This window comes from Nocardia sp. NPDC003963, from assembly GCF_053605105.1.
In genome coordinates, this window is record NZ_JBSGIP010000011.1 from 87,056 (window position 1) to 107,959 (window position 20,904).

The 20,904-nt window shown below is 69.1% G+C and carries 18 protein-coding genes and 1 pseudogene; 10 read left to right on the forward strand and 9 right to left on the reverse strand.

Annotated elements, in window-relative coordinates:
• Positions 1-68: 68 nt before the first annotated feature.
• On the forward strand, positions 69-1,268 hold the full coding sequence (locus ACWEWT_RS19990; protein ID WP_452560887.1) for a thiolase C-terminal domain-containing protein: 1,200 nt from the start codon (positions 69-71) through the stop codon (positions 1,266-1,268).
• A 10-nt stretch (positions 1,269-1,278) separates the two neighbouring features.
• Entirely contained in the window at positions 1,279-2,016 is a 738-nt protein-coding gene (locus ACWEWT_RS19995) for a TetR/AcrR family transcriptional regulator (protein WP_452560889.1), read from the forward strand.
• A 276-nt stretch (positions 2,017-2,292) separates the two neighbouring features.
• Here the strand turns inward: ACWEWT_RS19995 and argS are convergent, their stop codons facing one another.
• The 3 genes and pseudogenes from argS to ACWEWT_RS20010 all read right to left on the reverse strand — a co-directional run.
• On the reverse strand, positions 2,293-4,062 hold the full coding sequence (gene argS / locus ACWEWT_RS20000; RefSeq protein WP_452560891.1) for an arginine--tRNA ligase: 1,770 nt from the start codon (positions 4,060-4,062) through the stop codon (positions 2,293-2,295).
• A gap of 71 nt (positions 4,063-4,133) precedes the next feature.
• Positions 4,134-5,723 carry an AMP-binding protein gene (locus ACWEWT_RS20005; RefSeq protein ID WP_452560893.1) on the reverse strand — a complete coding sequence of 530 codons (1,590 nt, stop codon included), beginning with the start codon at positions 5,721-5,723 and terminating at the stop codon, positions 4,134-4,136.
• 147 nt (positions 5,724-5,870) lie between these two features.
• Positions 5,871-6,488 (reverse strand): annotated as a pseudogene (locus ACWEWT_RS20010) (LysR family substrate-binding domain-containing protein); the annotation flags it as partial.
• A 51-nt stretch (positions 6,489-6,539) separates the two neighbouring features.
• Between ACWEWT_RS20010 and ACWEWT_RS20015 the strand changes: the two are divergent.
• The gene (locus ACWEWT_RS20015) at positions 6,540-7,376 is read left to right on the forward strand and encodes an oxidoreductase (protein WP_452560895.1); all 837 of its coding nucleotides are present in this window, start codon (positions 6,540-6,542) and stop codon (positions 7,374-7,376) included.
• Positions 7,377-7,405: 29 nt separating this feature from the next.
• Here the strand turns inward: ACWEWT_RS20015 and ACWEWT_RS20020 are convergent, their stop codons facing one another.
• From ACWEWT_RS20020 to kdgD, 3 genes are all read right to left on the reverse strand, one after another.
• Positions 7,406-7,768, reverse strand: coding sequence for a hypothetical protein (locus ACWEWT_RS20020; RefSeq protein ID WP_452560897.1), 363 nt, complete (start codon positions 7,766-7,768; stop codon positions 7,406-7,408).
• Positions 7,769-7,984: 216 nt separating this feature from the next.
• A complete protein-coding gene (locus ACWEWT_RS20025; RefSeq protein WP_452560899.1) occupies positions 7,985-9,580 on the reverse strand; it encodes an aldehyde dehydrogenase (NADP(+)) in 1,596 nt (531 codons plus the stop codon).
• Positions 9,580-10,494: a 5-dehydro-4-deoxyglucarate dehydratase gene (kdgD, locus tag ACWEWT_RS20030; protein WP_452560900.1), complete on the reverse strand. Its 915-nt coding sequence runs from the start codon at positions 10,492-10,494 to the stop codon at positions 9,580-9,582. The genes ACWEWT_RS20025 and kdgD overlap by 1 nt, the downstream gene beginning before the upstream one ends.
• A gap of 106 nt (positions 10,495-10,600) precedes the next feature.
• On the opposite strand from kdgD, the gene ACWEWT_RS20035 reads away from it, so the two are divergent.
• The 5 genes from ACWEWT_RS20035 (at position 10,601) to ACWEWT_RS20055 (ending at position 16,308) form a co-directional block, all read left to right on the forward strand.
• Positions 10,601-11,530: a LysR substrate-binding domain-containing protein gene (locus ACWEWT_RS20035; protein WP_452560901.1), complete on the forward strand. Its 930-nt coding sequence runs from the start codon at positions 10,601-10,603 to the stop codon at positions 11,528-11,530.
• Positions 11,531-11,653: 123 nt separating this feature from the next.
• Positions 11,654-13,051: an MFS transporter gene (locus tag ACWEWT_RS20040; protein WP_452560903.1), complete on the forward strand. Its 1,398-nt coding sequence runs from the start codon at positions 11,654-11,656 to the stop codon at positions 13,049-13,051.
• Complete coding sequence (gene gudD / locus ACWEWT_RS20045; protein WP_452560905.1) at positions 13,048-14,388, forward strand: glucarate dehydratase; 1,341 nt, start codon at positions 13,048-13,050, stop codon at positions 14,386-14,388. The genes ACWEWT_RS20040 and gudD overlap by 4 nt, the downstream gene beginning before the upstream one ends.
• A 123-nt stretch (positions 14,389-14,511) precedes the next feature.
• The gene (locus ACWEWT_RS20050; RefSeq protein WP_452560907.1) at positions 14,512-14,985 is read left to right on the forward strand and encodes an RrF2 family transcriptional regulator; all 474 of its coding nucleotides are present in this window, start codon (positions 14,512-14,514) and stop codon (positions 14,983-14,985) included.
• A 102-nt stretch (positions 14,986-15,087) separates the two neighbouring features.
• Positions 15,088-16,308: an NAD(P)/FAD-dependent oxidoreductase gene (locus ACWEWT_RS20055; protein ID WP_452560908.1), complete on the forward strand. Its 1,221-nt coding sequence runs from the start codon at positions 15,088-15,090 to the stop codon at positions 16,306-16,308.
• Between the two features lie 150 nt (positions 16,309-16,458).
• Here ACWEWT_RS20055 and ACWEWT_RS20060 read toward each other — a convergent pair whose 3' ends face one another.
• Together ACWEWT_RS20060 and ACWEWT_RS20065 are read right to left on the reverse strand one after the other, a co-directional pair.
• Positions 16,459-17,658, reverse strand: coding sequence for an MFS transporter (locus ACWEWT_RS20060; RefSeq protein ID WP_452560910.1), 1,200 nt, complete (start codon positions 17,656-17,658; stop codon positions 16,459-16,461).
• Positions 17,655-18,317 (reverse strand): GntR family transcriptional regulator, encoded by a 663-nt coding sequence (locus ACWEWT_RS20065; RefSeq protein WP_452560911.1) that lies wholly within the window; start codon positions 18,315-18,317, stop codon positions 17,655-17,657. The genes ACWEWT_RS20060 and ACWEWT_RS20065 overlap by 4 nt, the downstream gene beginning before the upstream one ends.
• 167 nt (positions 18,318-18,484) lie before the next feature.
• Here ACWEWT_RS20065 and ACWEWT_RS20070 point away from each other — a divergent pair, with 167 nt between their 5' ends.
• Positions 18,485-19,279, forward strand: coding sequence for a thioesterase family protein (locus tag ACWEWT_RS20070; protein WP_452560913.1), 795 nt, complete (start codon positions 18,485-18,487; stop codon positions 19,277-19,279).
• Here the strand turns inward: ACWEWT_RS20070 and ACWEWT_RS20075 are convergent.
• Positions 19,263-19,880, reverse strand: a complete 618-nt coding sequence (locus ACWEWT_RS20075) for a TetR family transcriptional regulator (protein ID WP_452560915.1) — start codon at positions 19,878-19,880, stop codon at positions 19,263-19,265. The two genes, ACWEWT_RS20070 and ACWEWT_RS20075, sit on opposite strands and share 17 nt — an antisense overlap.
• A 63-nt stretch (positions 19,881-19,943) precedes the next feature.
• Here ACWEWT_RS20075 and ACWEWT_RS20080 point away from each other — a divergent pair, with 63 nt between their 5' ends.
• Positions 19,944-20,456, forward strand: a complete 513-nt coding sequence (locus tag ACWEWT_RS20080; protein WP_452560917.1) for a GNAT family N-acetyltransferase — start codon at positions 19,944-19,946, stop codon at positions 20,454-20,456.
• Positions 20,457-20,904 lie beyond the last annotated feature (448 nt).

The following is a 20,904-nucleotide window of genomic DNA, read 5'->3' on the forward strand; positions in this document are numbered from 1 at the left end:
AGTTCGCTCGATCGAGGCGGACACAACAGCGCGGGATGCGAAGGCCCGCAGCGGACGAGGAGAAACAGATGACCGAACGGGTGTACGTCGCCGGTGTCGGCATGACGAAGTTCGAGAAGATCCAGTCGCGGGACTGGACCTACCCGGAAATGGTCGCCGAGGCGGTGGGGCAGGCACTCACCGACGCCGGGGTGCGCTACGACGAGGTGCAGCGCGCCGCCGTCGGATACGTTTTCCAGCCGTCCACGGCGGGCCAGCGGGCGCTCTACGATATCGGCCTCACCGGTATCCCGATGGTGAACGTGAACAACAACTGCGCGACCGGCTCGACGGCACTGGTTCTGGCGCGTGAATGGGTGCAGGCCGGCCTCGCCGATATCGTGCTGGCGGTCGGGTTCGAGCAGATGACCAAACAGGCGATGTCCGGTGACGGCACCGTCCCGAAGGTCACCACCGTCGACCAGCACATGTCCGCGCTGAAATCGGCCGCCGGTTTCACCAGTGCCCCGATGACCGCCCAGTTCTTCAGCGCGGCGGCCAACGAACATATGAAGCGGTACGGGACCACCCGGGAACAACTCGCGCAGGTGGCGGTGAAGAACCACGACCACTCCACCCGCAACCCCAAAGCCCAGTTCCAGGATGCCTACACCCTCGAGCAGGTCCTGAACGACAAGCTGGTATCCGACCCGTTGACCCGCTCGCAGTGCTCCCCCATGTCCGACGGCGCGGGCGCGGCGGTACTGGTGAGCGAACGGTATGTCCGGGAACACGCTCTCGACCGCGCGGTGCCGATCCTCGCCCAGGAACTGGTCACCGATACCGGCGCCTCGTTCGAGTCCGGGTCGATGATCGATGTGGTGGGTGCGCCGATGGCGCGTATCGCGGGACAGAAGGTCTTGGAGACCGCCGGAGTCGGGATCGACGATATCGACGTACTGGAACTGCACGACTGCTTCTCGATCAACGAACTGCTCACCTACGAGGCGCTCGGCCTCTGCGGCGAGGGCGAATCCGGCGCGTTGGTCGAATCGGGTGCCACCACCTACGGTGGGCGCTGGGTGGTCAACCCGTCGGGTGGCCTGATCTCCAAGGGGCATCCGCTCGGCGCCACGGGGCTGGCCCAGTGCACGGAACTGGTCACCCAGGTGCGCGGTGCGGCCGGTGAGCGTCAGGTGGACGGCGCGCGGCTCGGGCTCGCCCACAATCTCGGTCTCGGGGGCGCCTGCGTCGTGACCCTGTACGGCGCGCCGGGCTCGGTCTCCTAGAGTTTCGGTCATGACGAGAAGCCGGGTGCGGACCGGGCGGGAGATATCCCCGCCCGCCGCATCCCCGCGCCGGGGTCCGGCCGCGGCTCGCGGCGAGGCCTGCCCGGACCCCGGCCACGGTCCCGCAACCGAGGCCGGCCTCCCCACCGATCAGCGTCTGATCCTGGCCGCCGAACGGCTTTTCGCCGAACGCGGGATCGACGCGGTATCACTGCGTTCGGTGATGGCCGAGGCCGGCGCGAACGTCGCATCCGTGCACTACCATTTCGGCTCCAAGAATGCCCTGGTGGACGCACTGATCAGCCGCCGCAGCGAACAATTGCACGCCCGGCGCGCCGAACTGCTCGACGCCGTCGAGGCCACCGGCGCACCCGATGCCCGGGCGCTGGCCGACGCGTTCGTCCGCCCGGTCGGCGAACTCGCCGCCGGCGGCGGCACACCGTGGATCCGCCTGGTCGCGGGCATCATGAGCGGTAACCATCCGGCCCTGGCCAAGCTCACCGAGGGGTTCGCCCCGCAGGCGCTGCGTTTCAACGCGCTGCTGGAACAGACCGCCCCCGGCGTCGCGTCCCGGACGATCCGTTTCCGCCTCACCCAGGCCATGAACCTGACCTTCCAGACCCTCGGCGACCCGGACGGTCTGCGCGGCATGCTGGCGCTCAGCGGAACCCGGCTCTCCCCCGACGAACTGCTCACCGAACTGATCGATACGGTCACCGCGATCCTCACGGGTCCCCCGGACCGGTAGCGGCCGCATCGCCTCCGCCGGTTACGGTCCCGGACGATCGGCGCCGGGCCGCTCTACTTCCGGAATACGGAAGAGGCGGTACCGGCGTTCGTTGACACCGAGTACGCGCCGGGCCACGGCACTCTGCGCGAGGGTGGCACGCTTCTACCGGCCCACCGCCCTGAGCCCCACCCAGCACGCGCGGGCCCACGCCGATACCGGCGACCGAGCGCGACCGGAACGGGCCGGGATCCGCGGAGACCCGGCCCGCGCGCTACGCGCTCGATCCGCCGCGGATCAGAGACGCTCCGGTGCCGCGATACCGAGCAGGTCCAGACCGTGTGCCAGGGTCCGGGCGGTCAGCTGACACAGAGCGATCCGGTTGCCCCGCAGGGGCTGCGGGGCGACCAGCACCGGGCAGGCGTCGTAGAACGCGGTGAACGCACGTGCCAGGTCGTAGAGGTAGCCGGCCAGGCGGTGTGGTTCGAGGGTCGTGACGACTTCGTCCAGGACCGTCGAATATCCGTCCAGGGTCAGCGCGAGGTCACGCTCCGCGGCTTCGAGGGGTACCGCCGATTCGACCACCGCGGCGGCGGATTCGTCCGCTCGCCGCAGAATCGAGCGGATACGGGCGTGCGCGTACTGCAGATAGACACCGGTGTTGCCGTTGAACGCCGTCATCCGCACCGGGTCGAAGGTGTAGTCCTTCACCCGTGAGGTCGACAGATCCGCGTACTTCACCGCGCCGATCCCGGCCTTTTCGGCGATCGAGTCCAGTTCGTGAGCGGGCAGATCCGGGTTCTTCTCGGCGACCACCCGCCGCGCCCCGGCCACGGCGTCGTCGAGCAGATCCATCAGCCGCACGGTGCCACCGGCCCGCGTTTTGAACGGCTTCCCGTCCGGACCGAGAATCGTGCCGTAGGCGACGTGGTCGACCTCGACGACGTCGGTGAGCCAGCCCGCCCGGCGGGCCGCCTCGAAGACCAGCCGGAAATGCAGTGACTGCCGGGAATCGGTCACGTAGAGCAGGCGGTCGGCGCGCAGCGCGGTGATCCGGTAGCGGATGGCGGCGAGATCGGTACTGTCGTAGCCGTATCCACCGTCGCTCTTCCGAGCCATGAGCACCGCCGGCTCCCCGTCGGGACCGCTGACCTGTTCGGAGAGGACGACGACCGCGCCGTCGCTGTCCACCGCGACACCGGAGTCCACGAGTTCGGCGACGGTATCGGAGAGCATCGAGTTGTAGAACGATTCCCCGACATAGTCGTCCGGGGTGAGCAGGACGCCGAGCCGTGCGTAGATGGCCCCGAACGCCTTCTCCGATTCCGCGACGATATCCCGCCAGCGCGCCACCGTATCCGCGTCGCCGCGCTGGAGCGCCACCACCCGGGTGCGGGCCCGGCCGGCGAATTCGGGATCGGCGTCGAAGCGGGCGCGCGCGGCCTTGTACAGGGCGTCCAGCGCCGAGACAGCGCTGGTCGCCGAGTCGATATCCGCGGTATGCCAGCGCAGTTCGGGGTGTTCGTCCAGATATTGGATGAGCATGCCGAACTGGGTCCCCCAGTCGCCGAGATGATTGACCCGGACCACCTCGGCGCCGCGGAACCCGAACACCCGCGCCAGGCTGTCACCGATGATGGTGGTGCGCAGATGACCGACGTGCATCTCCTTGGCCACATTCGGCGCGGAATAGTCGATCACCACGCGCCGTCCGGTCTCCGGGGCGTCCACGCCCAGCCGGTCATCGGCCAGCCGGGCCGAGACCTGTGCCCAGATCGCGTGGTCGGCCAGATCGATGTTCAGGAATCCGGGACCGCTGCGTTCGACAGCGGCCAGGGCCGAACCGTCGCTCCGGCCGAGTTCGGCGGCGATGGCCGCGGCCAGCTCGGCCGGAGCGGTCCGGGATTTCTTGGCCAGCGCGAGCGCGGCATCGGATTGGAAATCGGCACGTTCGGATCGGCGCACCACCGGGTCGGCTGCCGCGAATTCCGGTCGGACTCGGGCCATGGCCTCCGATACGGCAGTGCGAACATGTCCGAGCAGCGGCACGACACCGGTGGAGGGCACCCGAGATCCTTTCGTGGGAGAAAGGCCCAGTATCGCAGCAGTACTGGTTCAGCTCGGGATGCCCACCGCTCTCAGTTGACCTGCCGGCCCTCGCCCCAGTACTGGGCACGCAGCGCCTTCTTATCCGGTTTACCCAGCGGGCTGACCGGAATGCTCTCCGCGAAATCGACCGTCTTCGGCGTGTACACCGCGCCCTTGCGATCCTTCACGAGCGCCTGCAGTTCCTCGACGGCCACGCTCTGTCCGTTACGCAGCACGACCACCGCCTTGACCGCCTCGCCCCATTTCTCGTCCGGGACGCCGATCACGGCCGCCGCGCTCACCGCCGGATGCGCCGACAGCACATCCTCGACCTCACGGGGATACACGTTGAATCCGCCGGACACGATCATGTCCTTCTTGCGGTCGACGATGTAGAGGAAACCCTCCTCGTCCTGCCGGGCGATATCCCCGGTGTGCAGCCAGCCGAATTCGGTGGCTTCCGCGGTCTGTTCGGGTTTGTTCAGATACCCGTTCATCACCAGCGGTCCGCGGACGCACACTTCCCCGGGCTCGCCCTGGGGCACCTCGTTGCCCTTCTCGTCGAGCAGGGCCACCGACAACCACGGCACCGGCCGGCCACAGCTGGCCAGGCGTTCGGGCTTGTTCAGGTCGTGGTCGCCCCGGCGCAGTACCGAGATGGTCATCGGGCTCTCGGCCTGGCCGTAGAACTGGAAGAAGATGGGGCCGAACTTCTCGATCGCCTCGGCCAGCCGGGTCGGGGAGATCGCGGAGGCGCCGTAGAACACGGTCTGCAGGCTGGACAGGTCGTACTTGTCCAGGTCCGGGCTGTCCAGCAGAGCGTAGAGCATGGTGGGCACCAGCATGGTCGCGGTGATCTTGTACTTCTCGATCGCCTCGAGCACCTTGGCCGGGTGGAAGTACGGCAGCACCACGATGGACCCGCCCTGCTGCGCGGTGGGACCCCAGAACGCGGCACCGGCGTGACTGAGCGGGGTGCACACCAGGAACCGGACCTCGTCGGGCCATTCCCATTCGGTCATCTGGATACGCAGCATGGTGGTGCTGCCGCGAAAGCTCATCTCCACGCCCTTGGGCTTACCGGTGGTGCCGCCGGTGTAGGCGAGGCTCATGGTGGCGTTCGGGTCGACCTGCGGTCCGCGCACCCGCTCCGGGGTGAAACCGGTGGCCAGTTCGATGAGGTCGGTCCCCACCTCGGACGGGCCGAACGAGAACAGGTTCCGCAGCCCGGGTACCTTCTCGCGCAACTGCGCGGCACGCTCGTCGAAACCGGCCGGATCGTAGATCAGGGTTTCCACGCCCGCGTCCTCGAGGACGTAGGCGTGATCGTCGAGCGAACCCATGGGATGTAGCGCCATGGCCCGCGACCCGTTCACATTGTTGGCGCCCTGGGCGAAGATCACCTCCGGGCGATTGGCGGAGAGCACTGCCACCGGCGAGCCCACGCCGAGCCCCGCCGCGGCGAGCGCCTGGGCGAAACGGCTGATCTGATCGCGCACGTCGCGGTAGGTCAGAGTCGCGTCGTCGATATGGACCGCGGTGCGGTCGGCATAACGCTCGAGAGCTTTGCCCAGCAGATCCACCGCCAGCGGCTCACGGTGCAGCAGGGCGGTGTCGTCGACGTGCGGTTCAGTGTTCATTCGTCTGCCTTTCGGGCCGGCCCGTAGCAGTGGCCCAGCGAAAATCGACCGGCTCCGGCACGGCCACGGGCCGCGGGCACCGCCACATGGCGCCGCGGCCCGTGAACCGCCCACGGGGCTCGCAAACCGCAAAAACTATAACACGTTCTACTTTGATTCCGGGAGCGATCCGGCAGACCCGGACATACCGGCCAGCGCGGTCCGGCAGGCTTCGACGTAGCCGCGCACCAGCGGACGGTTATCCGCTCGCCGCCAGGCCAGCGCCAGTTCACTCGGGCTCACCCCGCGCACCGGTCGCACCACCACTCCCTCGTGCGCGACCAGCGGCGCGTTACCCGCCGCCAGCAGTACCACCCCGTCGCCGGCCCGCACCGATTCATAGGTTTCCTCGGTACTCGATATCTCACCGCCGATGATCGGGGCGCGGCCGCCGCGCTCACCGACCGCGAGAAAATAATCCCGCAGCGCCCGCGCCGATTCGGGCAACGCTAGGAACGGTTCGTCGAGCAGATCGGTGGAATCCACGCTGTCGCGCCCGGCGAGCGGATGCGATTCGGGCAGGGCGACCACCCGGGGCTCCCGCGCCACCACCACCCATTCGTACCGGCCCGCGTCGGCGAGCGGCAGCCAGACGAACGCCACATCGGCGGACTCGTCGGCCAGGCCGGCGGTCGGGTCGACCCAGCCGATCTGACGCAGCACGGGCCGGGCGGCGGGATGAGCGGCCGTGAAACGGGCCCGTACCGCCGGGAGCAAGCCGCGGCCCGGGCCGGAGCCACACGATTGTTCTCAGTACCGCCGAAACGAGGAGACACAGTGCGCAACCCGAAGATCTGGCTGGTGACCGGCGCGAGCAGCGGCTTCGGCCGCGCGATCACCACGGCCGCGATCGACGCCGGCGATACCGTGATCGCGGTGGTCCGCCGCACCGCCGCCCTCGACGATCTCGTCACCGCCCACCCGGACCGGATCGAAGCGTTGGCGCTGGATGTCACCGATACCGAGCGGATCGACGCGGTGATCGCCGATACCATCGCCCGCTACGGCCGGATCGATGTCCTGGTCGACAATGCGGGCCGCACCCAGGTCGGCGCGGCCGAGGAGACCACCGACCGCGAACTGCGCGACCTGTTCGATCTGCATTTCTTCGGGCCCGCCGCGCTGACCCGCGCCGTGCTGCCGCAGATGCGCGCCCGGGGATCCGGGGCGATCGTCATGATGAGCAGTGTCGGCGGGCAGCTGTCCTTCGCCGGCTTCTCCGCCTACAGCGCCACCAAATTCGCACTGGAGGGCTTCTCCGAGGCACTGGCCGAGGAGGTCGCGCCCTTCGGGATCCGGGTGCTGGTGGTGGAACCGGGCGCCTTCCGCACCGGGCTGTTCGGGGCCGGCGCCGCCTATTTCAGCACCGAGAACGAGGTGTACGGGGAAACGGCGGGCGTCACCCGGCGGATGGTCGAGAACGGCGACGGCACGCAGCCCGGTGACCCCGCGAAAGCCGCGGCCGCGATCCGTACCGCACTGGCCGCCGAACATCCGCCGCTGCGCCTGCCGCTGGGCGAGGACTCCGTGGATGCCCTGCTCGCCCACCTCGACGCGGTCCGCGCCGAGGTCGTCGAATGGGAGAAGGTAGGGCGGGCGACCGCTTTCGAGTGATCCGGCGGCCGACCGGCCGATGCCGGCGGTCAGGCCGGTTCGCGATATACGTTGTCCCAGCCCGTATCCGCGCGGGGCGGCCTGATCGGAGTCGACTCGCGCGGCCGGAAATCCGGATTGGGTTCGATTCCCGCGTGCGAGTCGTTCCGATCGATCGAAGTGCCCTCGATCTTGTCCACCGGGATACCGTCGAGGGCGACGACGAGTCCCTCGTCGAAACTGACCCGGCTCTCCCCCGTCTTGTCGACGGTACCGGTTATGTCTCGGACGACATGCACCTCGTCCTCCGGCGGGCGCGGCCATCGGGAGCTGCGGAGTGGGAAACGAGCGGCCACCGCCGGATCCTTCGACAGGCAGACCCAGTCGTCGGCGCCCGGCCCGTCGGAGGCCACCCACGAATGCGTCGAGTCCGCCAGCTCACTCCGCGGCCGGATACCTTCGGCCGCGATCTGCTCCCGCGATCGTCAGTCACCGCGATAGAGCCGGTCGAGATACGGCTCTCGCCGGGCGGTCTCGGGCGGGAATGCGAGAAGTCGGTATCGGCCGGTATCCCGCCGAGGAGATCGGCCTGGGAACCATGCTCCGGACCGACAGCCGTCGGCGACCGATCAGTCGCGCGTGCTCTCCCCGTCCACCCGGCGCCGGATACCGAGCGGATTCGCGGTGCGGATCTCCGCGGCCAGTAGTTCCTCCGGCACGTTCTGATAGCTCACGGGACGCAGGAAACGTTCGATGGCAAGGGTTCCCACCGAGGTGGTGGCGGGTGCGGTGGTCGCCGGGAAGGGCCCGCCGTGCACCACGGCGTGACCGACCTCGACGCCCGTGGGCCAACCGTCGAACAGCACCCGGCCCGCGATCAGCTCGAGCTCCGCCAGCAGCGGACGGGCGGTCTCCAGATCGGTGGCGGCGGCGTGCACCGTGGCGGTCAACTGTCCCTCCAGTTCACCGGCCAGGGCGATCAGTTCCTCGGCATCCGCGGCCCGCACGATGATCGAGCTCGGGCCGAACACCTCGTCCTGGAGCGCACGGTCGGCGCGGAAACGTGCGGCGGTGGTGACGAACAGATGGGGGTCACCGGAGCAGCTCGTGGTGCCGGCGGTACCGGTCCCGGCCAGCTGTACCCCGTCGATGCCGCTCAGGCGCTCGACACCGGCGGTGAACGAGGCGGCGATCGCCTTGTTGAGCATCGGTGCACCGGCGGCGGAACCGATCGCCGCGGTGGCGGCCGCCACGAAATCGTCGGCGCCCGGTCCGTCGGCCAGGAGGACCAGCCCGGGGCTGGTGCACAGCTGACCGACGCCGGTGGTGAGCGAGCCCACGAATTCGGCACCGAGGCGCGCACCGTGTTCGGCCAGCGCACCCGGAAGTACGAACACCGGGTTGACACTGGACATTTCGGCGAACACCGGAATCGGTACCGGCCGCGCCGCGGCGGCCGCGGCCAGCGCCAGGCCGCCCTGCCGGGAGCCGGTGAAACCCACCGCGCGGATATGCGGATCGCGCACCAGGGCGAGACCCGTCTCCACACCGCCGTGTATCAGCGCGAAAGTCCCTTCGGGCAGACCGTGGGCCCGTACCGCCGCGAGAACTGCGCGGGCCACCAGTTCGGAGGTACCCGGATGCGACGGATGTGCCTTGACGACCACCGGCGCACCCGCCGCCAGCGCGGAGGCGGTATCGCCGCCCGCGACGGAGAAGGCCAGCGGGAAGTTGCTCGCGGCGAACACCGCCACCGGCCCCACCGGGATACGGCGCTGGCGCAGATCGGGTTTCGGCAGTGGGGTGCGCGACGGATCGGGCCGGTCGAGCCGGGCACCGGTCCAGCTACCCTCCCGCACCACATCTGCGAACAGGCGCAGTTGGCCGGTGGTGCGGCCGATCTCGCCGCGGATACGCGCTTCGGGCAGACTGGATTCGGCGATCGCCCGCTGGGCCAGTGTCTCGCCCAGATTCTCGATCTCGGTGGCGATACTGTCCAGGAACGCGGCACGTCGGGTGAAATCGGTGGCGCGATACTCGGCGAAGGCGGCCCAGGCCGCGGCCGCGGCACGGGCGACGGTGGCGGCGTCGGCCGCGCGGTACTCCGGTTCGAGGGTGACACCGGTCGCCGGGTTCACCGCCCGGAACGCTCGGTCGGTGCCCGGAATCTCGGTGGTACCCAGCAGGTTGGCGCCGGTCAGACGGTCGGTTTCGGTGCTGGTCATCAGCTCACCTTCTTCACGAGGTCGGCCAGTTCGGCGATCTCGGTCTCGTCGAGATCGGTCAGCGGGCTGCGCACCGGACCCGCCGGGCGGCCGATGACCTTCATACCGGCCTTGATGATGCTCACCGCGTAGCCGGGCTTGCGGTTGCGCAGATCGCAGTACGGGATCACGAACTCGTTCAACGCGTTCAGGACGAACGCGTTGTCACCCCGGCGCAGCGCCCGGTAGAAGTCGAGCGCGAATTCGGGGACGAAGTTGTAGATCGCCGAGGAGTAGGTGGTCACGCCCAGCGCCAGATAGGGCAGGGCGAACATCTCCGCGGTGGGCAGGCCACCGACATAGGTGAGGCGGTCGCCGACCCCGGCGTAGATCCGGGTCATCTGTTCGATATTGCCGATACCGTCCTTGAACCCGACCAGGTTGGGGCAGCGGTCGGCGAGTTCGGCGACCGCGGATTCGGAGTAGGCGGCATTGGCGCGCGAGTAGATGATGACGCCGAGATCGGTGGCCGCGCAGACCTGGCGCACATGCTCCACCAGGCCCTCCTGGCTGGCCTCGGTGAGGTAGGGCGGCAGCAGCAGAATGCCGGCGGCACCGGCGCGCTCGGCGGCGCGTGCCATCTCGACCGCGGTGGCGGTGCCGTATCCGGCGGGGGCGATCACCGGCAACCCGTCCGGGGCCTCTTGGACCGCGGCGGTGACGACCTGTTCGACCTCGGCCGGGGTGAGCGAGAAGAACTCACCCGTACCGCCGGCGGCGAACAGACCGGATGCGTCGTACTGGCCGAGCCAGGCGATGTTGTCCCGGTAGGCGGCCTCGTCGAAGGAACCGTCGGCGCGCAGATGGGTCACCGGGAAGGAGAGAAGGCCGGAGCCCAGCTTCCGGGCGACTTCCTGGGGAGTGTCAGTGGACATGGGGTGCGCTCCTGTTCGGGGGTGACCTGCTGACCTCACCCTAGGAACCCCCTATGATTCACGTCCAACACTGATTACATATCTATCAATACAAGGTCGGTATCGTATGTTCACTTTTGTCCAGCTCACCCATTTCGTCGCCGTGGCCGAGGAGTTGCACTTCGGCCGGGCGGCCGAACGCTTGCGTATGACGCAGCCGCCGCTGAGCCGGCAGATCCAGCTGCTCGAGAAAGAGGTGGGGGCGGAGCTGTTCGACCGCTCCAATCGCACCGTGAAGCTCACCCGGGCCGGGCGCGCCTTCCTCCTCGACGCCCGCCGCCTGTTACAGCAGGCCGAGCGGGCCACTCTCGCGGTGCGCCGGGTCTCGGCCGGGACCGGCGGAGTGCTGCGCCTGGGGTTCACCGGGGCGAGCGTGCACTCGGGATTACCGCGAGTTCTCGCCGCGACCCGGGCGGCACTGCCCGATGTCGATGTGGAGTTACGCGAAATGGTGACGATGGACCAGGTGGAGGCGCTGTCGGAGGGCGCACTCGATCTCGGAATGGTGCGCCCGCCGATCGCGCGACCGGACCTCACCACGCGCACCTTCGTGCGCGAGGGACTGATCGCGGCCCTGCCCGGCGATCATCCGCTGGCGGCGGACGAGGGCCCGGTACCGGTCGGCGCGCTACACGGGGTCGATATGGTGATGCACGCGCCGGTCGAGGCGCGCTACTTCCACGATCTGATCACCACCGTCCTGCACGCGGCGGCCGTGATCCCGGTGATCACCCAGTACATGACCCAGATCCACAGCATCCTGGCGCTGGTCAACCTGGGCTGGGGCGTGGCGCTGGTGCCCGAATCGGCCACCGGTATGCGCTTCGATCATGTGGTGTACCGGCCGCTGGCGGGCGTCGATACGCAGGTGGAGCTGGATCTGGTGTGGCGCCAGGGCAACGAGAACCCCGCCTTCACCCGATTGATGGCGGCATTGGGGGCCGATGCGGCAATGCCCGCCACCTCCGATACCTTTCCGGTATCCATTCATCCGTAATTAGTGTTGGACCGGAATAACCCGAGGTCTTTACATTCGGTGCTGTGAGGCGAGTCACCGGACTCGGCCCTCTTCCCACGGCACTGCACAGCGCGGTGGTGGTTCGACCGAAAGGAGTGGACAATGCCGTTCACTCGACAGCCGACGGCGGAGCTGGAAGCCGCTGTGTCGAAGTTCTTTCGACGCGTCGTACCGCTGTTCATCTTCATGTTGATCTGCAACCAGATCAACCGCTCCAATATCGGCTACGCCCGCGAATATCTCGAGGCCGACGTCGGTATCGGCGCGGCCGCCTACGGCTTCGGCGCCGGTGTCTTCTTCATCGCCTACGCGCTGTTCGAATTGCCGAGCAATGTGATGATGGAGAAATACGGGGCCCGGATCTGGCTCACCCGCATCATGGTCAGCTGGGGCCTGGTCTCGGCCGCCATGATGTTCGTGCAGAACGCCACCATGTTCTACGTGCTGCGCTTCCTGCTCGGCGCGGCCGAGGCCGGATTCTTCCCGGCGGTCATCTTCTACCTGGCCAAATGGTTGCCCAACAGTCATCGCGGCCGCGCCACCGCGCTGTTCGTCGCGGGCTCCTCGGTCGCCGCGGCGATATCCGGACCGCTGTCGGGTCCGCTGCTCTCCCTCGACGACGCCCTGGGACTGCACGGCTGGCAATGGATGTTCGGTATCGAGGGAACTGTCTCGGTGATCGTCGGCATCATCGCCTACGCATTCCTCGACTCCCGTATCGAGGACGCGAAATGGCTGACCGCCGGTGAGAAGAAAGCGCTCGTCGACACCATTTCCGCCGAGGAGATCGATAAGGCCGCCAATTCCGGCGTCGCGCATCGAGGGTCCCGCTGGCGGATGCTGCTCGATCCGAAACTGATGCTCTTCTGCTGGATCTATTTCGCCATCCAGTTGTCGATCTACGCGAACACGTTCTGGCTGCCCTCGATCATCCGCCGGATCGACGGCCTCAGCGATATCACCGTCGGCCTGCTCTCCTCGCTGCCCTGGATCTGCGCGGTGGGCGCCATGTACGCCTCGGCGCGGATCGGTGACCGGACCGGTAATCGCCGCCCGCTGCTGATCATCGCGCTGCTCACCGCGGCGGTCGGCACCTATCTCGCCGCCATCGCCTCACCGTGGCTCGCCCTGGTGTTCCTGTGCCTCGCCGCCATGGGATTCAAGAGCGCCAGCCCGCTGTTCTGGTCGATCCCGCAGTCCGGCCTGCATCCGCTGGTCCTGGCACCCGCGATCGCCATCATCAACTCGCTCGGCAACCTCGGCGGATTCGTGGCGCCCTACGGATTCGGCCTGATCAAATCGGCCACCGGCGAGGTCACCTGGGGTCTGTACGCGCTCGCCGCCGCCTCCGTCCTGGCCGCGGCCTCGGTCCTGCTGATCCGCAGGACCGGTGGACAGACGGGCGCCGCCCCGCTCGCGACCGAACCCGGAACCCCCGATACCCGGTCGCTCCCGCCGACCGGCACCGCCACAGTCACCACCCTGGAGAAGAGTTCATGACCACCCGCACGCCTCGCGTCACCGGGATGCGCGTCGTCCCCATCGCCGGCCACGACAGCATGCTGCTCAACCTGAGCGGCGCGCACGCCCCCTACTTCACCCGCAACCTGGTGATCCTGACCGATTCCGACGGACGCACCGGGGTCGGCGAGGTGCCCGGTGGCGAGCGGATCCGGGCCACCCTGGACGAGGCACGAGAGCTGGTGATCGGGCGCGGTATCGGCGAGTACCACGCCGTTCTCGCCGATATCCGGCGCGCCTTCGCCGCCCGCGACGAGGGCGGGCGGGGAAACCAGACCTTCGATCTGCGGGTCACGGTGCACGCGGTGACGGCGGTCGAATCGGCGCTGCTCGACCTGCTCGGGCAGCATCTGGAGGTCCCGGTAGCCGCCCTGCTCGGCGAGGGTGTGCAGCGGGACCGGGTTCCGGTGCTCGGCTATCTCTTCTTCGTCGGTGACCGCTCGCGTACCGACCTCCCCTACCGGAGCGGCGCGGACGAGCCGGCGGACGCCGACGAGTGGATGCGCCTGCGCCACGAGGAGGCCCTCACCCCGGACGCCGTGGTGGCCCTGGCCCGGGCCGCCCGGCAGCGCTACGGATTCCGCGATTTCAAACTGAAGGGCGGTGTACTGCCGGGGCCCGAGGAAGCCGCCGCGGTACGCGCGCTCGCCGCGGAATTCCCCGACGCCCGGATCACGCTCGATCCCAACGGCGGCTGGCTGCTACGCGAAGCGATACCGCTGTGCCGGGAACTCACCGATGTCCTCGCCTACGCCGAGGACCCGGTCGGGCCGGAGGGGTCGTTCTCCGGCCGGGAGGTGATGGCCGAGTTCAAACGGGCCACCGGCCTGCCGACAGCGACCAATATGATCGCCACCGATTGGCGCGAACTCGGGCATACCGTCCGCACCGGAGCCGTCGACATTCCGCTGGCCGATCCGCATTTCTGGACGATGGCGGGATCGGTGCGGGTCGCCCAACTGTGCGACGCCTGGGGTTTGACCTGGGGTTCGCACTCCAACAACCATTTCGACGTCTCGCTGGCCATGTTCACCCAGGTGGCCGCGGCCGCACCCGGTGAGATCACCGCGATCGATACGCACTGGATCTGGCAGGACGGCCAGCGCCTCACCCGCGACCCGTACCGAATAGTCGACGGCGAACTGGCCCTCCCGCAACGGCCCGGTCTCGGTATCGAACTCGACGAGGAGCGGGTCGCCGCCGCCCATGAGCTCTACCAGCGCGAAGGACTCGGTGAGCGCAATGACGCCGCGACCATGCAGTACCTGATCCCCGGCTGGACGTTCGACAGCAAACGGCCCGCGCTGAGCCGCTGAACCGCTGAACCGTCACACCGCCCGGGGCGACCCGGGCGGTGTCGTGTTCGGGAGCAACGATCTCGGCAGGTCCACCCGGGCACCCTTGCATCCCATAAATAGGGATAGTTAGTATCCCTATTTATGAAAATGGGTGAAGGCGTCGAGTGGAGCCTGCACTGCTGCGTCACGCTGACCTGGCTCGACGACCGGTGGCCGGTACCGATCGCCCGGCTGGCCGCCTGGTTCGATCTGCCGGTGGAGTACCTGAAGAAGCGCCTGCAGACGCTCGTCCGCGCCGGGATCCTCACCTCCACCCCGGGCATACGCGGCGGCTTCGGCCTGGCCCGGCCACCGGAACAGATCACCCTGCTCGATGTGGTCACCGCCGTCGAGGGCGGCGTGGACCCGTTCCGCTGCACCGAGATCCGGCAGCGCGGCGGCAGCGGCCGCACCACCGGCGCGGAATTCACCCGGCCGTGCGGGATCTCGTTGGCCATGCGCCGCGCGGAATCGGCCTGGCGGCGCGAACTCGCCGCGCAGACCGTCGCAGACCTCGCCGCCGAAGCCCCGGCCGCCGCGGCGGAGCGAACCCGGCTCGGATTCGCGAGCCCCTGATCCCACGGGTGGAAACCGGCGCCGGATCTCGGCTCCCGGACCCCGCAGCTCTTCAGCAGAAGTATTCGGTATCCCGAACGACAGGAATCCGAGGTGGCCGGCATGTCCGGAATCGTGGTGCTGGGCGGTGGCTTCGCCGGAGTATGGAGCGCGGCGAGCGCGGTCCGGCTCGCCCGTGCGGCGGGACGCGACCAGCGTGTCACAGTGATCGACCCCGGCGACGATCTGGTGATCCGGCCTCGCCTGTACCAGGCCGGGCCCGACCGCATGCGGGTATCGCTGGACCGGATCCTGGGACCGGTCGGGGTACATCGGATCGCGGGCACCGCCACCGCGATCGATACCGGTCGCCGGCAGGTGACCGTCATCGGACGAGACGGCGAAACCCGGGAGATCACCTGGGACCGGCTGATTCTCGCGACGGGAAGCCGGCTGGTCCGGCCCGTCCTACCAGGTGCCGAACTGCTCCACGATGTGGACACCCTCCCGGCCGCCGCGGCGCTGGACGCGCATCTGCACCGCCTCCCGGATCTGCCACCCGGCGCGGGCCGCTTCACGGCCGTGGTCGTCGGAGCGGGCTTCACCGGGCTGGAGATCGCGACCGAACTGGTGGACCGGCTCGGCGCGCTCGCCGCGAACAAGGATCCGGACGAACGGGTCCGGGTCGTATTGGTGGAGCGGGCAGCCACGATCGGTCCCGAACTCGGCCCCGGACCCCGGCCACAGATCCTCGAGGCCCTGGCGGCACTCGGCGTGGAACAACGGCTGGGGGTGAGCGCGGCCGGGGTCGAACCCGGCGGGATCACCCTGTCCGACGGGTCCCGTATCCCGGCGCGCACGATCGTCTGGACCGCCGGGATACAAGCGAGCCCGCTCACCGCCGATCTCCCCGCCGACCGCGACCGACTGGGCCGGTCGGCGGTGGACGAACAGTTGCGGGTGCTCGGCGCACCCGGTGTCTATGCCGCCGGTGATACCGCGGCGGCGCGAGCCGAACCGGGACATCCGGTGCTGCAGTGCTGCCAGCACGCCTTGCAACTCGGCAAGTTCGCGGGCCACAACGCCGCCGCCGACCTGCTCGGTCTCCCGGGCGTACCGTTCGCGCCGGTGCCCTATGTGACCTGCCTCGACCTGGGTTCGGCGGGAGCGCTCTTCACCAACGGCTGGGACCGGCACGTGGTCGCGACCGGCGAGGTCGCCAAGGAGCGTAAGCGCAAGGTGAACGAGTGGTGGATCTATCCGCCCACCGACGATCCGGACGAACTGCTCCGGCAGGCCGACTACCGCTTCTCGGTCCGCGATATCCCCGCCCCGCGCACCTGAACCGCGCGCTACGACCGGACCGCCCCGCGCACCGAACCGTCCGCCGCACCCGAATTACGTTCCGCCCCTGCGCGCCGGTCTCCCCCGATCCTCGATCCGCAGTCGCAGTCGCAGTCGCAGTCGCAGTCGCAGTCGCAGTCGCGGAGATGATCAACCGGCCGCTACCAGCTGCTTCTCCGCGGCCGGCGGGCTGGGCAGGTGTGCACGAGAATGCCGGACTATCACCGCGGTTCCCGTGAGCGCGAGCAGCACCAGCCCGCCGAGCAGTACCGGATAGCCGGCGGCGGGGCTCAGCAGGCTCAACAGCGACGGCAGCAGGAACCCCAGATAGGCCAGCGCGTAGTAGGCCCCGGTGAGCGCGGCCAGTTCCGCCGGCGCGGCCAGCCGTTGCAGTTCGAGCAGGCCCGAGACCAGCGCGATCCCGTACGCACAGCCCAGCGAGAGAGCCGCGAACATCGCCAGGACCGGTGACCGGACGATCGCGGCGAGCGCACTGACCACCAACCCGGCCGGCATGACCGACATGGCCACCACCACGGCCCGCGCGCTGCTGATCCGGTCCAGCCGTTTGGCGAGCGGCTGGACCAGCACACCGACGGCGAGGGTGGCGACGGTGATGACGGTCGAATACAGCAGTCCCCACTGCCCGACCCGGTCGCCGACGAGCTGCGGCATGATCGCGTACGCCACCCCGGCCGAACCGAAGATCCACGGAGCCATCGGCGCGATCACCCGGCGGAACCGCGGATGCCGCAGGCCGGAGAACCGCCCGCCGGTCCCGGTTCCGGCGGCGAGAGTCTCGGGCACGCGCATCAGCATCGGGAGTACCGCGGCCGCGAGCAACGCGTGCACGAGATAGGGCAACACCATCGGCGCCGGACCCCACTGGGCGAGCACCCCGGCTACGCCCGCGCCGAAACCGAACCCGAGCGTCAGCCAGAGCGCGGCGCGCCGGGCACCGGATGCCGGGCCGTGACCCGCGCGGACAGCGAGTTCGGTGACCCAGGTGGTGCCGACCGCCATCGCCACCGCGACCCCGAATCCGGTGATCAACCGGCCGGCCACGATCCAGCCGACACCGAACACTCCGGCGGCCAGTAGCAGGCTCGCGACCAGCGAGGCCGCCACCCCCGCGACCGCCACCGGGCGGCGCCCGAACCGCGCGGACAGCGCCCCGCTCAGCAGCAGGCCCGGCACCAGGCCGAGGACGTAGGCGCCCAGCAGCGCGTTCACCACGAGCGCGGACCAGCCGGCCTCGCGGTACATCACCAGCAGTGGGGTGAACTGGTTACCGCCCCAGGCGCAGACGAAGATCGCCGCCACCGCCGCATGCCACGAACCCGGTCTCATCGCCGGTGGGTCCCGTCCAGATGTGCTCGCAGGGCGGCGGCGAAAGCGGCTTCGTCACCCGATTCGATGATGGCGATCAATTCCTCGTGCTGCCGCAGCACCACCGGAATGAGGTCGGGCACCGGGCCCAGGGCGGCCACGTTCATCCGGCGCTGCCGGTCGGCCAGCCCGGTGTAGAAGCGGATCAGCAGTGCATTCCCGCCGGCCGAGACCAGGGTGCGGTGGAAGAGTTCGTCCGCCTCGGCGAAAGCGTTCAGATCACCGTGTTCGGCGGATCCACGCTGGACATCGAGTGCGTCGCGCAACGCGGCGGCGACGGCGGGAATCCGCTCGGGGGTGCGGAGCAGGCGGCGCAGCGCCGCGGTTTCGACGGCTTCCCGGGCATCCAGTACATCCGCCGCTTCACCCGGCGGCACGGGCGCCACGATGGCACCGCGTTTCGGTACCAGCGTCAGCAGTTCCTCGGCCTGTAACCGGACGAACGCCTCCCGCACGGGCGTCCGGCTCAGACCCAGCCGCCCGGCGATCTCGGTCTCGCTGAAGAGGTGGCCGCCCGGGAGTTCTCCGGACAGCACCAGTTCCTTGGTGAGCCGATAGGCCCGGTCCGCGGCACTCTGCCCGGACGTTTCGCCCGGATACGGCGATGGCGATGTTTGCACGCGGTCCACTCTATCCAATAGATACAAGCTTGCATGCAAGCATGCACTCGTCAGCCCGGGCGGGGGCGTACCGGCGGGATACGAACGCGGGACCTTCCGGCCCCGGCGGTACGGTCGGATCGGGAGAACAGACGGCGCGACCGCCGACCGGATGAACGGACAACGATGTGAACGAGGCTTTCTACCTGCCCGATCCGGCGGACCCCGAACGGTTCGTCTCCACCGAACTCACGCGCGGCCCCTGGTCACCCGACGCCCAGCACGCCGGACCGCCGTCGGCCCTGCTCGGCCATGTGATCGAGCGGTGCGAACCGCGGCCGGGCTTCCAGATCGGCCGGGTCGCCGTCGAGATCCTCGGCCCGGTCCCCCTCGCACCGCTGACCGCGCGGGCCCGCCTGGTGCGGCCGGGACGCAGTGTGGAACTCGTCGAAGCGACCCTCTCGACCGAACGCGGTCCGGTGATGCGGGCGAACGCGTGGCGTTTCAAACTCGCCGACCCCGAACTGGAGATCCCCGAACATCTCCTGCCGACCGGTACGCGGCCGGGCCCCGACCGGACGCCGGCCCCGGAACCGTTCCCCTCCACACAATCGGTGGGGTTCCACACCGGTATCGAATACCGGTACGTCACCGGGTCGTTCGGCGAACCGGGCCCCGCGGTGTGCTGGATCCGGCTGAAATACCCGATCGTCGCCGGTACCACGCCCAGCCCGCTGGAACGCACGCTCGCCGCCGCCGATTCCGGTAACGGCGTGAGCGCGGTACTCGACTGGGACCGCTATCTGTTCATCAATACCGATCTGACCGTCACCCTGCACCGGCAGCCGGTGGGCGAATGGGTCTGCCTCGACGCGGTCACCCACCCGCAACCGCACGGTATCGGCCTGGCCGAATCCGCGCTCTTCGACGAGAAAGGCCCGCTGGGCCGCAGCACTCAGACCCTGCTCATCGGTCCACGCTGACCGGATCGCCCACGTGGGCCGCCGGGTCACCGAACTCGCGTCGGACCGCTGCGGCCACGCGCTCGGCATCACCGGTCGCGAGCAGGTCGATGAGCGCACCGCGCAGTAACGCCAGCACCCGGGTGCGCTCGGCGCGTGCGTCGGCGCTGTCCCGGATCTCGGAGGGCTGGGCGGCGGCCAATACCGCCAGCCAGTCCTCGACGGTTTCCCGGGCGAATTCGGCCCACGGCCCCGCCGGCTCGACCAGCGACCGCACATAACCCTCCAACCAGAGGGTGAGCAGACCTCGGCGGGCGGGTTCGGCCAACCAGTCCCACAGCAGGGTCGCGGCCCGGGGCAGCCGATTCCCGGTCGTGCCGGGAGCAGACGCTTCGACCTCGGCCAGCAGGTCCAATTCCTCGGTCCGGGCCCGGGCGAGCAGTGCGCGCACCAGCGATTCCTTACTGCCGAACAGGTAGAGCAGGACCCGCGGGCTGGTCCCGATCGCCGTCGCGAGCGGGCGCAGCGACATCTCGCCCAGCCCGTGGGTGAGCACATACCGGTAGGCCGCTTCGAGCAGTTCGGCCTGCCGCGCCGAGGGGGTTGCGTCCGAGTCCGCCATACATGCATTCTGACACCACTGAAACAGTCGTTTCAGTGCGGGTGCCACAGCGGAAGGAACATCATGACCGGGACAGACGGCGAGGCGGAGCGCGGTCCGGCGATCCGCCCGCTCGGACAGCCGGGCGATCTGGGCTGGGTGGTGCAGGCCCACGGCGAGCTCTACGCCGCGGAGTTCGGCTGGGACACCACCTTCGAAGCGCTGGTCGCCGAGATCGTCGCCGGATACGCCACCGAGCACGACCCCACCCGTGAGGCGGCCTGGATCGCAACCCTCGACGGCGAACGGGTCGGGTGTGTGCTCTGCGCCCGCGGCGACACGGACGACACCGCGAAATTACGAATTCTGCTGGTACATCCGAAAGCGCGCGGCCACGGCCTGGGCGAACGGCTGGTCACGACGTGCCTGGATTTCGCGCGCACCACCGGCTACCAGCGGATCACCCTCTGGACCAACAGTGTGCTCGCCTCCGCGCGCCGGATCTACCGCGCCACCGGATTCGAATTGGACGACGAACACCACCATCGCAGCTTCGGCCGGGAGCTGGTCGGGCAGAACTGGTCCCGGCAGCTGTAGGGCCGCGGCGGCTGCAGGGGCACAGCGGATGCGGGGTCGCAGCAGCCGCAGGGTCACGGCGGCTGTGCGGGGTCACGGCAGCGCGATCATCGCTGGCCGGATACCGCGACCGCGCTCTCCGGAGCACCGCGCGGACATGAGCAGAAGCTGCGGATACACGACCGCGAGTCGCTCGTCCGGTGCGGATATTCCGGGCTCGTGCACCGATTCGCCCGCGGGCCGCATATGACAGGCAGCCGACCCGGAACCCGGCCAGTGCCCGGCGGGTACGAACGCTACGGGGAATGCACTCCACCGCACCCTGCCACGCGCGATCCAAGGACACGGTCCCGAGTAACCACCCGCAACGGTGTCCTACGCCGCAGGACCCGCCCGGCTGAACTGGCGGGTCCTGCGGCAGAACATCAGCACAGCCAAGGTGAACCCCGCCGACTGCTCTGTCCGTCCG